Annotated in this window: 9 protein-coding genes; 8 read left to right on the top strand and 1 reads right to left on the bottom strand. The window is 42.0% G+C overall.

All coding sequences use genetic code 11. From position 1 onward, the window contains the following. Window positions 1-46: 46 nt before the first annotated feature. Together D1136_RS08615 and D1136_RS08610 are read left to right on the top strand one after the other, a co-directional pair. Window positions 47-619 (top strand): hypothetical protein, encoded by a 573-nt coding sequence (locus D1136_RS08615; protein ID WP_161877228.1) that lies wholly within the window; start codon window positions 47-49, stop codon window positions 617-619. A 13-nt stretch (window positions 620-632) separates the two neighbouring features. Continuing rightward, complete coding sequence (locus D1136_RS08610) at window positions 633-1,193, top strand: cob(I)yrinic acid a,c-diamide adenosyltransferase (protein WP_161877227.1); 561 nt, start codon at window positions 633-635, stop codon at window positions 1,191-1,193. 46 nt (window positions 1,194-1,239) lie between these two features. Here the strand turns inward: D1136_RS08610 and D1136_RS08605 are convergent, their stop codons facing one another. Beyond that, window positions 1,240-2,745 (bottom strand): lipopolysaccharide biosynthesis protein, encoded by a 1,506-nt coding sequence (locus tag D1136_RS08605; RefSeq protein WP_161877226.1) that lies wholly within the window; start codon window positions 2,743-2,745, stop codon window positions 1,240-1,242. Between the two features lie 449 nt (window positions 2,746-3,194). Here D1136_RS08605 and D1136_RS08600 point away from each other — a divergent pair, with 449 nt between their 5' ends. From D1136_RS08600 to D1136_RS08575, 6 genes are read left to right on the top strand one after another with little or no spacing between them, the layout of a single operon-like run. After that, complete coding sequence (locus D1136_RS08600; protein WP_161877225.1) at window positions 3,195-4,313, top strand: discoidin domain-containing protein; 1,119 nt, start codon at window positions 3,195-3,197, stop codon at window positions 4,311-4,313. Between the two features lie 20 nt (window positions 4,314-4,333). Next, a complete protein-coding gene (locus tag D1136_RS08595) occupies window positions 4,334-6,364 on the top strand; it encodes a fasciclin domain-containing protein (protein WP_161877224.1) in 2,031 nt (676 codons plus the stop codon). Between the two features lie 11 nt (window positions 6,365-6,375). Then, on the top strand, window positions 6,376-9,663 hold the full coding sequence (locus D1136_RS08590) for a SusC/RagA family TonB-linked outer membrane protein (RefSeq protein ID WP_161877223.1): 3,288 nt from the start codon (window positions 6,376-6,378) through the stop codon (window positions 9,661-9,663). A gap of 21 nt (window positions 9,664-9,684) precedes the next feature. Next, complete coding sequence (locus tag D1136_RS08585) at window positions 9,685-11,184, top strand: RagB/SusD family nutrient uptake outer membrane protein (protein ID WP_161877222.1); 1,500 nt, start codon at window positions 9,685-9,687, stop codon at window positions 11,182-11,184. Between the two features lie 27 nt (window positions 11,185-11,211). Next, the gene (locus D1136_RS08580; RefSeq protein WP_161877221.1) at window positions 11,212-12,657 is read left to right on the top strand and encodes a fasciclin domain-containing protein; all 1,446 of its coding nucleotides are present in this window, start codon (window positions 11,212-11,214) and stop codon (window positions 12,655-12,657) included. Window positions 12,658-12,687: 30 nt separating this feature from the next. Further along, window positions 12,688-15,498, top strand: a complete 2,811-nt coding sequence (locus D1136_RS08575; RefSeq protein ID WP_161877220.1) for a SusC/RagA family TonB-linked outer membrane protein — start codon at window positions 12,688-12,690, stop codon at window positions 15,496-15,498. Window positions 15,499-15,516: the final 18 nt, after the last annotated feature.

The following is a 15,516-nucleotide window of genomic DNA, read 5'->3' as shown; positions in this document are numbered from 1 at the left end:
ATTCCTGAATAAAGGATGAGATGCTGTTTATAAATAGTGTTTGATTATGAGCTATTTGAAAGAACGGTTAAAGCATGCAGTGCGTTTCCGGCATAAAAGAGGATATGGTGTACATTCTCCTTTTATGTTTTATTTCATACTGAATGTGCTTCGGGATAAGGGAAAACAATTTACCTATCCCGAAACAGGGATAAAGATGAATTTTCCGGGGCGTCGTGAACGGAAGGTGTTTCGTTTGTTGTCCCGTTTGATCCGATATTTCCGTGTTCATCGTGTTGTTTGCATCGGACGGAATGCGGAAATGTTAGTGGATTATTTGAAGCATACGAATCCTGAAGTATATATGAAAAGTAATGTATTGGAAGAGTTACCGGTTGCTGATTTTATCTGCCTGGGCCGGAAAACCAGCGAGATATTGCCGGTTGAGTTCTCATTTGGGGAGATGTTGTCAAACAAACCGAAATACATGGTGATTGCCGATATTTATAAAGATTCCTTTAATGGAAGGTTATGGCGGCAATACCGGGATAAGGCTACTGTTTCCGTTGACATGATGTGGTATGGACTGCTTCTTTTCGATGAAAAGATTCAGCCGGGAAAATATAATTTGATGATTTAAGATGTAAATATATATGAAAATTTATACGAAAACCGGAGATAAAGGAATGACTTCTTTAATCGGAGGCGTCCGGGTTCCTAAAAATAGTATTCGTTTGGAATCTTACGGGACAGTGGATGAGTTGAATAGTTATTTGGGGATGATCCGGTCTTATCCGGTAGACCCTTTGGTGGCCGGGGAATTGGTTGAGATTCAGTCGCGCCTGTTTGATGTGGGGGGATATTTGGCTACTGCACCTCAGGCTGACCAGGTAAAGATACGGTTGGAAATCCGGGAATCCGATATTCAAAAATTGGAAGAAGCAATCGACCGGATGGAGGCACAGGTCCCTCCGCTAAAATATTTTGTGCTGCCCGGAGGAAATCAGCTTGTTTCTTTTTGCCATATTGCCCGTACAGTTTGCCGGAGGGCCGAACGCCGTATTCTGGATTTAACGGGAGAGGCGGAAGTTGACGAATTGGTAGTAAAATATATGAACCGGTTGTCGGATTATTTGTTTATGCTATCGCGGAAACTGTCCCATGACCAGCAGGTGGAAGAAAAAAAATGGATTCCCGGCCGGCATGATGAGTGAGCATCGGGGACAGGATAAATTCCAGGGGCAGTACAAGAAGAAGGGACTACAGGGATTGTTTTTGGGGTTTGAAAAAACGGTTTATGCCTGGAATTTCACTTAACGGAAGGTCGTGTTTAACTAAATAAAAAAGATAGATCCCTAACAGGATGGTCCGGAACCCCAACCGGAGTACAATATGGTCGATGTGTACCCAGAAGGCAATCCCGTACAGCAACAGGGCCAGGACCGTATATTTACCGATGGAACGGAGATTGTAATTGATGGGGTAATAATGTTGCCCGATAAGCCAGGATAAGACCATCATGACCAAATAACAGGCAAAGGCAGCCCAGGCACAGGCAATGTAGCCGAAGCGGGGAACCCAGATGATGTTCACAGTCACAATGATGGCTAAACCGATCAGGGAGAAGTAAACTCCCCAGGAAGTGCGGTCCGTTAATTTATACCACAGGGAAAGATTGAAGAAAATGCCGGAAAATAATTCGGCCAGCATGATAACGGGTACTACTTTCAGACCGGCAAAATAACCGGGATCAATAAAATATCGAAGGATATCCAAGAAGAACATTACTGCCAGAAAAATGAAAAGGTCGACGATAATGAAAAATTTCATGGCCAGGGCATAAGTGCTCCGTTTATCTTCTCCCTTGTTCTTTGCAAAGATGAAAGGTTCGTAAGCGTAGCGGAAAGCTTGAGTGAACATAATCATAACGACTGCAATTTTCGCGTTAGCTCCGTATATGCCCAGTTGGTCCATGGCTGTTGTCTGGTCGGAGAAAAGGTATGGGAACAGTAATTTATCCAGATTCTGGTTCATCGTTCCGGCCAGACCGAGCACTAACAAAGGGAAAGAGTACCTTAGGATTTCTTTTAGTAAGTCAAACCGGAAATTCCAGTGGATGCGGAAAATTTCCGGCAGGAGTGTCAATAGCAGAATAAAAGAAGCTATTGCATTGGACACCAGGATGTAACCGGCTCCGTAGGTTGGGTTGTAAAACCATGAAATCCATTGAGGTGCGTGTTTGGCTATCATGGGGCACAGGACCAGAAAAAATAGATTTAATCCGATGGTTAGTGCAATATTGAACAATTTAAGAAAGGCAAACCGAAGCGGGCGTTGGCAAAAACGCAGGTGAGCAAAGGGAAGGGCACTGAAAACGTCAAAACAGATGATCAGGGCTACCAGAACCAGGTATTCGGGATTTTGTTCGCAATGCAAAGCCCGGGTAAGCGGGGTGAAGCACAAGAATATTATGCCGAGAAATAACAATGTTGTACTTCCTAAGGAAGTCATACAGGTGGAATATACGGTTTGCGGTTTTCCTTTTGCAGGGTCGTTGGCAAAACGGAAAAAGCCGGTTTCCAGTCCGTATGTAAGCAACACCAGCATTAAGCCAATCCAGGAATAATAATTGACAACGAGTCCGTAAGCTTCGGGAACGAGTAAATAGGTGTAAAGGGGTGTGAGACACCAGTTCAGGAATTTTCCGACGATGCTGCTCATACCGTAAATGGCTGTGTCTTTAGCCAGACTTTTTACTCCTGCCATATTTCTTGTTTTGAAGTTCCGGCAAAGATAACTTTAAAAGAGGAAAGACGGAAATGAAAAAGGAATATTAGAAAAGAATTTAAAAAATAAAACAAATAACAAAATATAACTTATTTTAACGATAAAAAAACAATACATATAGTGTTAAATTTTAAGATGTATTTTTCTCAGAATGAGGAGAGAGTGTGAAAAAAACGGAAATAGGGGAATATTTTTTGGACAAAATCGCTAATTATTCGTTTTTGTTAGTTACTTTTGCTCAGAATATATAGTAAATTTATAGCGTGTTTGTAATAAATCCGGGTCATTTAAATTACTCCCGGAATCGTTTGTGAAACCAGGATTTAAACAAAAATTAAATATTTTAGAATTGTCTTAAGGATTTTTTCCGGACAATGCGGAGGTGTACAAAAATTCTATTAAATATAAATCGTTAATAAACTATAGTAATGAGATCATTTATGCGCAGTATTGCAATTTTAATCCTGTTATTGTCGTTTTTTGCTTGCAAGGATGACAATACCGGAGAGGCTAAAGTGGCGCCGGTGTCGAATGTGACTTATACCGCTGCCAACGGGTCAATTCTCTTTCAGTGGGATAATCCCCAGATGAACAATCTGGCTTATGTAGAAATTTCTTATGTGGATAAAGATGGAGTTGTGCACCGTTGCCTTACCAAGGGTGGGTTGACTCAGCAAGTGATAGAGGGTATTGCCGACAATAGTCCTTATTATTTCCGTTTTTTGGTTTATAATACGGAGGGCAAAGCTTCTGAACCGGTAGAGATCATGGCTTCGGCTTTGGAATCTACGGTGAATCTGTTTTATGGCCGTGTCAGCCTTGGCGTGGATTTTTCCGGTATAAATGTTATTTGGGAGAACAATTATAATGAAACTTTTTATGTGGAGCTGACCTATACGGATCTGAATGGGAATACTTATAAAGAAGAGGTGGTGGCCGGTGCTTATACTTCCGGAAGACAGTTTGTGAAAATCGGCTCTTCGATAAGTGGTTCTCAAAGTATTAAAGTATATGCCAGTGTGGTGGATGAAAACGGTAATGAATCTGATCGGAAAGTATTGGATTTCTATAAGAAGGAGGCAGGAAGACTGGACCGCAGCAAATGGCGGGTAATGTCCTATTCTTCGCAGAACAATGATTCTCCTGTGACCAATCTTTTGGATGATGATCCCAATACAATCTGGCATAGTCAGTGGCAAGGAGGCAAACCTGACTACCCCCATTGGTTTATTCTGGATTTAGGAGCCAAGAAAAAATTGGAGAAAGTAGGTATCCAACAGCGTAAATCTTCTCAATTACTGAGGGGAGTGGAAATTTATGGTAATAATATTTCTGCTACTCCGTCTGACGAAAAACAATGGTCATTGTTTCATGCCTTCGATGTGGCTGTCAGTCAGGCTGAACAGATTTTTGAATTCCCTGATGTGGTGACTTACCGGTATATCAAGATGATGTTTGTAACACCTTGCGGTTCGGATGGTGGTGATAAGCTATGCGCCGGTTTTGCTACTCTGAATTTTTATGGTTCGGATGTTGTTGATGAATAATTAAATCTAATCAAATCTATATGAATACAAAGCTTCTGTTATGGATATGTGGGGTGGTGCTTCTCTTCGGCAGTTGCCGGGAGGAGTTCGACGACCACTATAATAAGGTGAATGATGCCTCTATCGGAATGAGTGTTACGCAGGTGTTGGAGAATAAAGGCGGATTTGAATTGTTTTTGCAGATGATCCGGCGTGCGGATTTGGAGCGGACATTAAGCCAGTCCGGTTTATATACCTGTTTTGCGCCTAAAGATGAAGATGTGCAGAAATGGCTGGATGAGAACGGATGGACTGTGGCTAATATGCCGGAGCGTAAAATGATTGATTTTATCAATTATCATTTTATGTTGGGAATGGTTTATTACTATGATTTGGAGAAGTATTATGAATATTCGGATGACTGGGACAAGACCCCTTCTCAGTATGCTTTGGGTGTGAAGAAGGATACCCGTACATCAGGGAAGGCTCATCCGTCCAAACATATTCGTTTGTTTACTTCTTCTTATTTGTCAGTCAGAGGTGATGATTACCGTAAAATGATGGGGGTTGAACCGGGGGATTTTATGGTAGAGAATGTTCCGGTATCTGTTACGGACCGTGATATTCCGACTTCCAACGGAGTTGTCCATGTGCTGGATGGTCCGTTGATGCTTGCTCCGCGTATGGATGAAGCCATTGCTGCTGACCCGCAACTTTCCGTCATTAACAAATGGTTCGACCGTTTCAGTGGATATACCACGGTTGGTATTGAAAATGATAAAGTGGACACCACTTTAATAAAGTTTTATAATGTAACGGAGAAAACAGGAAGTGGACAATCTCTGAATATTGCTGATGAGGATTTCTTTAATACAGCATTTTTGCCTACGGATGAGGCTATGAGAACTTTTTTTGAGCCTTATTTTACTCCGGACTTGCTGGTGTCTTTTGATTCTGTGCCGAATGAACTGGTTGTTCCTTTCCTTAAGGCTATTGTGTCGGCAAATACGCCCTATGTCTGGGGGTTAAGCGATATTGCCCGGAATATGCCTTATTGGAGGTCTTATGCCGGAGATTTTTTAACTTTAAAGAATGATATTGCCAGCATGTATGTGGGAGCTATTTTTAGTTCCAACAGTATGATTTATAAAATAAACAAGGTGCCTGATATTCCTTTGTTTACCAGCGTAAAGGCGGGATATCTGATTAAAAATAAACGTTATAAAGAATGGGCAAAACTGATTGAGCGGAAATCCGTTGTTACGGATGGGTGGTTTGGTGTGGATAATTCTTATCAGCACAGCTCCCGTATTGTTTTGATACAGGCTGATGATTCTAAAGCGTGGGATAATGGAGAAGGAGAGGAGAAAGGAATTGACGGATACGAGCCGGAATATCTGGATACGTTGGTTATGCGTTTGAATGCCGGCGTATTGATGGCGGATTTGAATGAAGGCCAGTTTGAACACCGTTATTATCCGGGTGCTTTTGGAGATATTTTGTGTGAAGTAGAGAGTGGTACGCCTGTATTCAAAGATTTTAAGGGCAAAGAAGTACATTTGACCTCTCCAGAAGCGGCGTGGGTTGCAGATAATGGTGCGTTGTTTGAAGTGGACGGAATTTTTAATCATTTGCTGAATACCGATTCTACTGAATTGCTGTTTCGGAAATATATTGCTAAGGACGATGACCTGAGTACTTTTAAGACATTGATAGAAAAAGCAGACCGTGTGGATTTGCTGGATAAGACCGGTGTTATCCGTTACACGGTTTTTGCGCCGACAAATGATGCTTTTAGCAACAGCAACATAAATGTTGCGACCATGGAGGAGGAGGAGGCTGCCAAGTTGTTGACGAAATGTATAGTCTCAGGGAGCCGTTTATATACTGATGGTTTCTCTGAAGGTGTTATCACGATGATGGATGGTTCTACTCGTCTGTTAAAAGGTTCCTGGGAGAATTGTATTTTGGAAACACCGCGTGCTAACAGAGCCAATATTATACTGGAAAAAAGTAACCGACAAGGTTCTAATGGTGTGCTGCATGTTGTAGATAAACTTCTGGAAATTTAAAAGTCTAAATTATGTGGATAAAATGGTTAAAGTATATCAGTGTACTCGCACTATTAACGATATGGTGTGCTGAAGAAGTTGCAGCGCAGGGGAATTATATTCAGGGCGTTGTCTACGAGGAAAGCAAAGAAAATCCTTTGATTGGGGCGACGGTGATTATGTTGAATGCCAACAATCGTGTGTTTGGTGGTACGACAACGGATATTGACGGTAAGTTCCGGGTTTTGGTGCCGGAAGGTATTACCCAGATCGCTTTCTCTTTTGTAGGATTGAAAACAATTACCTTACCTTTTGAAGCGGGTAAAAATTATGAGATTATTCTGAAGAGTGATGACAAGCAATTGGAAGAGGTTGTGGTTTACGGAAAACGGGAGCGTCAGGCTGATATGGGTATGATTTCCAAATCCCGTAAAGATATGTCCAATGCGATCACTGCTGTAGATATGAAGGTGCTGGAAAACCAGCCGGTATCTTCGGTCGATCAATTGTTGCAAGGTGCGGCTCCGGGTTTGCAGGTGACTTTTAATAGCGGTGATCCGGGGGCTGGTGCATCCATGAGTATTCGTGGTGTGACTTCTCTGGAAGGAAACAACAAACCGTTGTGGGTGATTGACGGTGCTGAAGTGTTGGGAGAAGATTATAATGTATCTGATTTGAATAATTTCGGTTCCAGTCCGATTGCTGGTTTGGACCCTGCGGATATTGAATCCATAGATATTTTGAAAGATGCTTCTTCTACTGCTATCTACGGTTCCCGTGGTGCCAACGGTGTAATTGTCATTCGTACGAAACGTGGAAAGAGCGGAAAACCTCAGTTTTCAGCTTCAGGAACCTGGACAGCTGTCTTGAAGCCGGACCGTATTCCTTTGCTGAACGGTGACCAACAGCGTATGTATGTTATTGAATCACGCGCAAACACAGTGGGGGAAGACAGGCAAAGTGATATGAAAGAATTGCGGGGCGATTTGACGCGGACGGATGCGTGGATTTATAATAATAACACGGATATGGTAAAAATGTTGACCCGTACCGGATTTCAACAGAAATACAATTTTTCTTTGAGAGGAGGAGGCGACCGTTTGAGTTATTATTGGAGTATGGGTTATGATACGGAATACGGAACAACCAAGGGTGGTGGTTTTAATCGTTTTAATACGATGATTAACCTGGACTACCGGATGTCAGATAAACTGAAGATTTCTGCGAAATTCCAGTATAACAATCAGATGAAAGATAAGCGTTCCTGGGAATGGCCTCTTTATGGTTTGAACAGATGGTCAAATGAATTGATAAACCCTCGTGGTTTTGCTTATCGTAGAGCAGCTTTCTTGCCTGTCTATACTTTGGACGGTAATGAATATTTCATTGACGATGAAGGAAGTGGTGGTCATTCCATTCCGAGTATTGGTACGAAGATGTATAATCCGATTGCAATGGTGGACAATGCTACTTTTGAAAGTCGTGAAAATCAGTTTACTTCTCTTTTGTCCCTGGATTTTAATATTAACAAGGACCTGAATTTCTTTACTATGGTGTCTGTGGATTACAAGGAGGGGGGAAATGAGTTTTTTGTACCGTCGGAAGCTTTGGGATTGTTCGGACATGCTTCTTATTTTAACCGCGGTGTTCGTGACAATAGTTACAATATGCTGTTGATGAATAAAAACAGACTTCTCTATCGTCCGATAAATAACGATGTGCACTATGTGGCTTTGAACGGAATCTTTGATTTAATTTACAATACCGGAGGTTCTACAGACATGAGTTACAACCGGAGCGGTTCATCTAATATGACGGAGAGTGGGGGTGCTGCCATGTATGACTATGCGAAAGGTTCTAATTCGGAAAGCACGAGTATCAGTGTGGTTTTGGATGCACAGTACCGTTTGCTGAACCGGTATAATCTGAATGTTTCATTAAAGACGGAAGGTTCTTCCCAATACGGTAAGGAAAATCCTTTTTCAATCTATCCGACGGTAGGTTTGGCCTGGAGAATGGAGGAGGAGCCTTTCCTGAAGGAAAAAGAATGGGTAAGTATGTTAAAACCTCGTTTTTCCTGGGGACAAACCGGTAAACTTCCCAATATTACCAATATGTTGGATGTTACTTACAGTAGTTCGTCCGGAGGTTATATGAACTATCCTTACTCTTACATCAGCGGTTTTGCTTATGACAATATTCATGAGGAACGGACTACGGAGTATAACTGTGGTGTTGACTGGGATTTGTTTAACGGTCGTTTTGCCGGAGAGTTTAACTATTATACCCGGAAAACCAAGGATTTATTGTTGAGGGAGATGATTTCCAACTCAATCGGTTATGTTGATGGTGATGGAGTAAACAGGCGTTATACCAATTTCGGTGATTTGAAGAACTCTGGTGTCGAAGTGGGAATTACGGTTGTTCCGGTTCGTCTGGAATCGGGCTTCCAATGGAGTCTCTATGTCAGTGCAACCCGCAATCGTCAGAAGATCCTGAAAATGCCGGACTATGTGAAGGATAGTGAAGTCGGCGGATATACTGAGGATGTATACAACGGCTTTAAAACTAAATTGGAGGAAGGTTCTGTTATCGGAGGTTTTTACGGTTATAAAGCTAAGGGAGTATATGCCCGTGATGAAGATGCTGTTGTTCGGGATTTCAATGGAAATGTGGTGTATGAAGCTAACGGTACTCCGAAAAAAATGCGTTATTCTTCTTCTGTCGGACATGTTTTTGAAGGCGGTGATATGATATATGAAGATATTAACCACGATGGTGTGATTAATGCTTTGGATGTGGTACAGATCGGAGATGCCAATATTGGTATGTTCGGTACGATCCGGAATAATGTTAGTTGGAAAAACTGGTCGTTGGGAGTATCTTTCTATTATAGTCTGGAGCAGGATGTGATCAATGGACAACGTTACGACCTGGAAAGTATGAGAAGTGATAATAATCAGGCTACTTCCATTATGAGACGTTGGCGCAGGCAGGGTGATGTAACGGATATGCCACGGGCTTATGATTATGCTGACTGGAACTATGCGGCTTCTTCCCGGTGGGTGGAAGATGCGTCTTTCATTAAACTGAAAGAGGTGAGTCTGACTTACAATTTACCCTTGAATTTTGTTCGCAAATTGCATTTGAAGCAATGTTCGGTTTGGATGACAGCCATGGATTTGTGGTGTGGGACGAAGTATAAGGGATTGAATCCGGAAATCGGATTGAACAAGGGTACTTTAACAAAGATTGCTGTTGACGTGAGTGCTACACCGCCCTCTGCTCAGATTGCTTTTGGTATCAGGGCTTCATTTTAATAGTAGTAAAGACGAAAAGATATGAAACAGAATATAATAATTACTATATTTTTTGTCATTCTCCTGGGTTTACAGGGGTGTAGTAATTTCCTTACGGTGGATATACCGGATTCTTTGACAAAAAAAGAATATTGGAAAAGCAAGGACCATGCCAAGGCGGCATTGGATGGAGTATATACGAGTCTGAACAACAATATTCAAAAATTTATTGTATGGGGTGGATTACGATCTGAAATTTATGGTTTGCAGGCGTCTGCCGAGGCTTCGTACCGGCAATTTCTCAATCAGGACCTCCGGATTACTAATTCTTTGTGTAGTTGGGCTACTGTTTATCAAGGAATTTATTGGACTAATTCTCTGTTGAAGAATGTGCATTTGGTGATGGATAACGACCGTAGTTTTACTCAGGAAGAGATGGAGGAAATGTTAGGGCAGGCTTATGCCATCCGGGCATTGTATTATTTTTATCTGGTGCGGACATTTAAAGATGTGCCTTATCACACAGAGCCGTATGAGTCGGATACCCAGTTGCCTTATGCTGCTGCAACGCCGGAAGCGGTGGTTTTGGATTCTATTGAGTCGGATTTATCCCGGGCTTTGATCATGGCACCGGAAAGTTATGCGAATCCTGAGGAAAACCGGGGGTATATCACGAAGAATGCAGTCCGGGCTTTATGGGCAGACGTTAAGTTGTGGAGAAAAAAATATCAGGAATGTATTGATTTATGTGAAGAAGTGGAGAAGGACTATAAAGGAAATATGACCACTTGGGAGACGTGGTATTCTATGTTTGCTACCGGAAATTCCAAGGAATCTATTTTTGAATATCAATACCTGGATCAAGGTCTGTACAGTGCTGTAGGAACGTTATTTAATGGTGTAATTACAGCGAACAGAACGGCTTATTATTACAATGTAAGAAAAGTATATCCTCAGTCCGGTGCTTATGAGACCATCGACACTATCCGGCCTCAAAGAACGGTCAGGACAATTGCGGTAGGTACGTCTATATATTGGGGTGCTTTTAAATACCTGGGTATATCGGCTGATAATGGACAATATGTAAACAGGGACTATACGGGACTGGGGAAAGTGAATTTTATATTCTACCGTTACCGTGAAGTGTTGTTGATGAAAGCTGAGGCGTTGGGGGCTTTAGGACGTTATGGAGAGGCTGTCGAGCCTATCAATGAGATTCGTCTGGCCACCTCGATGGAAACAGTGACTCCGGAACAAATGGGTACTGATGAGAGTTTTATGGATAAGATTATTTGTGAACGCAGGACAGAATTGGCCTATGAAGGAAAGGACTGGTTTACGTTAGTTCGTATAGCCCGGAATTTCGATTATAAGAGTTTGTTGGTAGACCGTGTCAGTGAATATTCTGCATCAACCATTAAAGAACAGACTTTAAAAGCTTATCTGGATGATCCGGAAAGTTGGTTTCTGCCTTACTGGGATACAGAGGTGCAGAATAACCTGTTGCTGAGGCAAAAGGAATTTTATAAAGGAAAGAAATAATATTCACACCGTTGAAATATCAGAAACATGAAAACAGTAATTTATAAATGGATCATTCCTGTCATTGTTCTATTGGCTTTAACCCAGCTGACGGGCTGTGAAGAAAATTTTATTGGCCGGCAATATGATGTGGACGAGGAGTATATGCAGATATACGATTATATCAAGACACGTCCTGAACTTTCCGTATACAAGGAGATATGTGATTATTCCGGTTTCTACAGCCAGATTTCTACGGCTGGTACTTATACGGTATTTGCTCCGGTAGACAGTGCTTGGAATAATTTGTTCGGGCAATTGAAGATTAAGAATTATAAGGAGAAAGCTCCTGAGTATTGGTTAATGTACCTGAAATATTCGGCCCTGGAGTCCCAGATTCATACCAATTCCTTGAATGGAGGAAAAATGACGCAGTATACGATGTTGGATAAGAATTACTTTTTATCTGTGGATGTGACTTCTTATACGGCGATGAAACTGAACAATTCGGCTGTAATAAAAGAATATAATATTGAATTGAAAAACGGCTATCTGAATCTGATAGATGCTGTGTTGGAACCGCCAATCCAGTCGGTTTATGAATTGTTGAAAGAGGACGGACGTTTTGAAATCATGCTCGGTTTATTTGAAAAGGCTGAAATGACTTCCTATCTGACTGATAGTTTGATTACTTTATTTGTAGAGCCGGATATTATTTTGGAGGATGAAGAGGTTACTTTCCATCCTGAAGAGTTGTCTGCCGATTCTCTGAAAATGTGGTTGGAATACCATATTTTCCCGGGTAACCGTTATTTTATCAATGATGTTGATCAAAAAATGTTGCAGCCTCTCTTTAAAGGAGATGTGGTGACTTTCAATAAGAAGACAGTGGGAGATGACGGTAAAGGTTTTATTTTCCTGAATCAGCAATTCCGGGTGTCTACCCGTACTGACCGCAATGCATTGAATGGCGTAGTGCACGAAATGTATAATGTAATTCAGTTGTCGGATCATACGGCTGGTACGATTGTGACTAATTTGTACGGGGCAACTAACGCTATGAAAGGGTATAAGCAGAATGTATTTACTGTTGCTCCAGCCATGGTGAAAGAAGATATGACCGTGGCCAGTTCTCATCAGTTATTGCTTGATGAACCCCAGCCGCCCATTTGTTGGTTTGTTGCTGCCCAGACGGGGGATGCATTTCGGATAACTGTGCCGGATGTAGCCCGGGGATCATATAAGGTGCGGATAATATATAATAATCTTTATACGCCGACCTTAAGGTTAATTTATGAAAATGCAACAATTACATCCGGTATTAACATGGGAAGTGCTGATGGGGATTTCTCCGAATACACTGTTTTGAAATACAAGGATTGCGGAACGATTGAAGTGAAGGAGCGGGGAGACATTGAATTGAAATTTATTATGGATGAGTATAGCAGTTTACTGATAGACCGGCTTGATTTGATTCCGAATGTCACCTTCTAATAAATGTATTGATCAGAAAAAGTAATATATATGAAGATGTTTAATAAATACAAGATTTTCTTCTTTTGCTTCCTGGGGCTGAATGTTCCGCGTCTGGCGTTGGCTCAGGAGGAAACGGAAGAGAGGGCCGATACGACCAAACAAGCTGTTTTGGCCGTGTCGCCGAAAGAAAAAGAGTGGAATGACATATATTCCATGCGTTCGATGTTTTTGTTTGACCGGGGATTGATGGGGGAAGAAGCCGGAGTTTATACGGCTTACAATGGTTTTGTCGGTAATGCCGGTCTGATGATGATTCGTGGTGTGACTTCGGTGAATCTGAATACGTCTCCTTATGTGTTTGTGGACGGATTGCCTGCCCGCCAGGCTCCGAACGTGGGTCCTTTTGCTTCCGGAGTGCTTCATTCCAATCTGACTTTTATCAATCCGTTGGATATAGTTTCCATGCGAATTGTAAAGGATGGGTATAGCAATGTGCTTTATGGTGGACGTGCCGGGAACGGAATTATCGAGATGGAGATCGATAAAGGTACTACCGGAACGGCAACTATTGATGCAGCCGTGCGGGTGGGATTTATGGATGCAGATTTTGAACCTTCTTTGATGAATGCTGCGGAATATCGTGCCTATCTGTACCAGATGATGTCAGACAGGGGGTATTCAGCTGGTGAGTTGCAACAGAATCCGCTTTTCGACCCTTCCCAACCTGCATACAGCCATGAGACTTACTGGCCCGGTGAGTTGAGTCAGAAGGGACTTTTTTCGGATGTGTATCTGAAAATGAAGGGTGGTGACGGTGATACCCACTATTTGTTCAGTATCGGTTATACTTCTGAAAGTGAAGTATTGAAAGAGGTAAAAGACCAGCGCATTAATATGCGTTTTAACCTGGACTTCAAAATATCTCCGAAAGTGAAGATTTCGAATTTGTTTGCTTATAATTATGGAAACAATCGTTTCTTTGGAGAGGGAAGTAATTGGAAACAGAATCCTTTGTTTGTATCGGCTGCAAAAGCTCCTTTTATGTCCAAGGATTATTATTCTGCTGAAGGGATCAAAGTGGAGCAGTTGGCCGGAGTGGATGCTTTGGGCATGACCAATCCTGCGGCTTTGGTGGAAGGATTGAATAATAAAGGATTGAGTAATAAAGTGGATGCATTGATCCGGGGCGATTGGACGATTAATTCGAAGACTTCGGCTAATGCGGAAGTAATGGTTAGTTATAATTCCATGACCGAAAAATTGCATCAGCCGGCAGAAGGAATAGCAATGGACCGTTATATTGAGCGGCAGAGTGCCAAACGTTCATACAGCGAGTATCTGATGAGATGGAAAGCTTTGGTGAATCGTCATGGGAATATTTTGGAAGATTTGACCTATAATGCCAATGCAGGTTTATCCATGGATATGTATGAGGAGAAGATGATTTTCGGACGGACTGTGAATGCTGCGAGTGATGAAATGGAATCTCTGGACAAGGGTAAATTTGTGGATTCTTTGGCCAATACCCGGTATGAACACAATATGATGAATGTGTATTTGTCCGGTGGATTGAACTGGCGGAATAAACTGAACTTGGGAGCAAACTTTAATCTGGAACGTTCTTCAAATTTCGGAGCTGACGGAGCATGGAATTTGTATGCCGGAGCCGAGGTTCGTTGGAAAGCCTTGCAAACAGCTTCGGAATGGGTTGAATTGTTTGGTCAATATGGACGTACGGGAAATAATGATGTACGCGGCGGATATTATGCCCGGCTTTACAAGCCTGCCGCTTATTATATTTACGGTGGCGTTTATTTAGGCAATGTGCGTAATGATGATTTGAAGCCAGAGTATACGCATAATTATGATGCCGGTGTGAATGCGGCGTTGTTTGGAAATTTGCTGGAAGTAGGTGCTTCTTATTATTACCGGAAGACTGTGGGACTGATTACCCAAAAATCTTTACCGATTGAAATCGGTTTGGACCCGCAGTATGAGAATAACGGGGATGTAGTCAACCAGGGAGTGGAAGTGTCTTTGGCTGTTAATCCCATACAGAAAAATGATTTGAAATGGAGCATTTTTGCTACAATTTCCACGCTGAAAAATGAAGTGAAGAGTTTGAAAAACGGAGAGATTGTACGGACAATGGACCAGTTTACTGCTGTGGCTAAAGAAGGTGAAGAATTAGGAGCTTTCTACGGTTATAAAGTAAAAGGAATTTACAACACTAAAGCAGAGATTGATGTGGTGAAATCCGATGGTTCCGAGTACCAGCCGGGAGATTATAAGATGGAAGATATTAATGGTGACCATAAAATCAACGGTCTGGACCGGCAGGTTATCGGTTCGCCTATCCCTGAATTTTATGGTGGTTTCGGAACTAATCTGACCTGGAAAGGGTTGTCTTTTGCAGCATTATTTACTTATAGCTATGGCAATGATGTTTATAATCTTTTCCGTCAGCGGTTAAGCATGATGTCTGATTACAGTAATCAGAGCCGGGATGTACTGAACCGTTGGGTATCGGCTGAACAACCCGGAAATGGTTGGTTGCCACGGTCTGCGTATGGTGATCCTTCCAATAACTTTGTTACTTCTGACCGTTGGGTGGAAGATGGCAGTTATTTGCGTCTGAAGAGTATTGCGGTTCAGTATGATGTTCCGATGAAAAACCGGATGGGCTTTATCAAAGGCGTACGTGTGTCGGTAAACTGTAACAATTTGTGGACTCTTTCCGGATACAGTGGTTTTGACCCTGAGGTATTTTCAGGCTTGGATCCTTTGATGAGAGGTGTGGATTGTGGTGCGACTCCTTCGCCCCGTTCTTATATATTCGGTTTAAATGTATCATTTTAATCTGTTGAATGATGAGGA

The sequence above is a fragment of the Odoribacter sp. Z80 genome, from assembly GCF_009935865.1.
Classification (GTDB): Bacteria; Bacteroidota; Bacteroidia; order Bacteroidales; family Marinifilaceae; genus Odoribacter.
Note: the sequence above shows the minus strand (reverse complement) of the source record. Positions and strands in the feature narration are given on the sequence as shown.

Bases quoted from the DNA above. Each gene is read 5' to 3' on its own strand.
- D1136_RS08615 (WP_161877228.1), top strand. From the start codon at position 47: ATGAGCTATTTGAAAGAACGGTTAAAGCATGCAGTGCGTTTCCGGCAT.
- D1136_RS08610 (WP_161877227.1), top strand. From the start codon at position 633: ATGAAAATTTATACGAAAACCGGAGATAAAGGAATGACTTCTTTAATC.
- D1136_RS08605 (WP_161877226.1), bottom strand. From the start codon at position 2,745: ATGGCAGGAGTAAAAAGTCTGGCTAAAGACACAGCCATTTACGGTATG.
- D1136_RS08600 (WP_161877225.1), top strand. From the start codon at position 3,195: ATGAGATCATTTATGCGCAGTATTGCAATTTTAATCCTGTTATTGTCG.
- D1136_RS08595 (WP_161877224.1), top strand. From the start codon at position 4,334: ATGAATACAAAGCTTCTGTTATGGATATGTGGGGTGGTGCTTCTCTTC.
- D1136_RS08590 (WP_161877223.1), top strand. From the start codon at position 6,376: ATGTGGATAAAATGGTTAAAGTATATCAGTGTACTCGCACTATTAACG.
- D1136_RS08585 (WP_161877222.1), top strand. From the start codon at position 9,685: ATGAAACAGAATATAATAATTACTATATTTTTTGTCATTCTCCTGGGT.
- D1136_RS08580 (WP_161877221.1), top strand. From the start codon at position 11,212: ATGAAAACAGTAATTTATAAATGGATCATTCCTGTCATTGTTCTATTG.
- D1136_RS08575 (WP_161877220.1), top strand. From the start codon at position 12,688: ATGAAGATGTTTAATAAATACAAGATTTTCTTCTTTTGCTTCCTGGGG.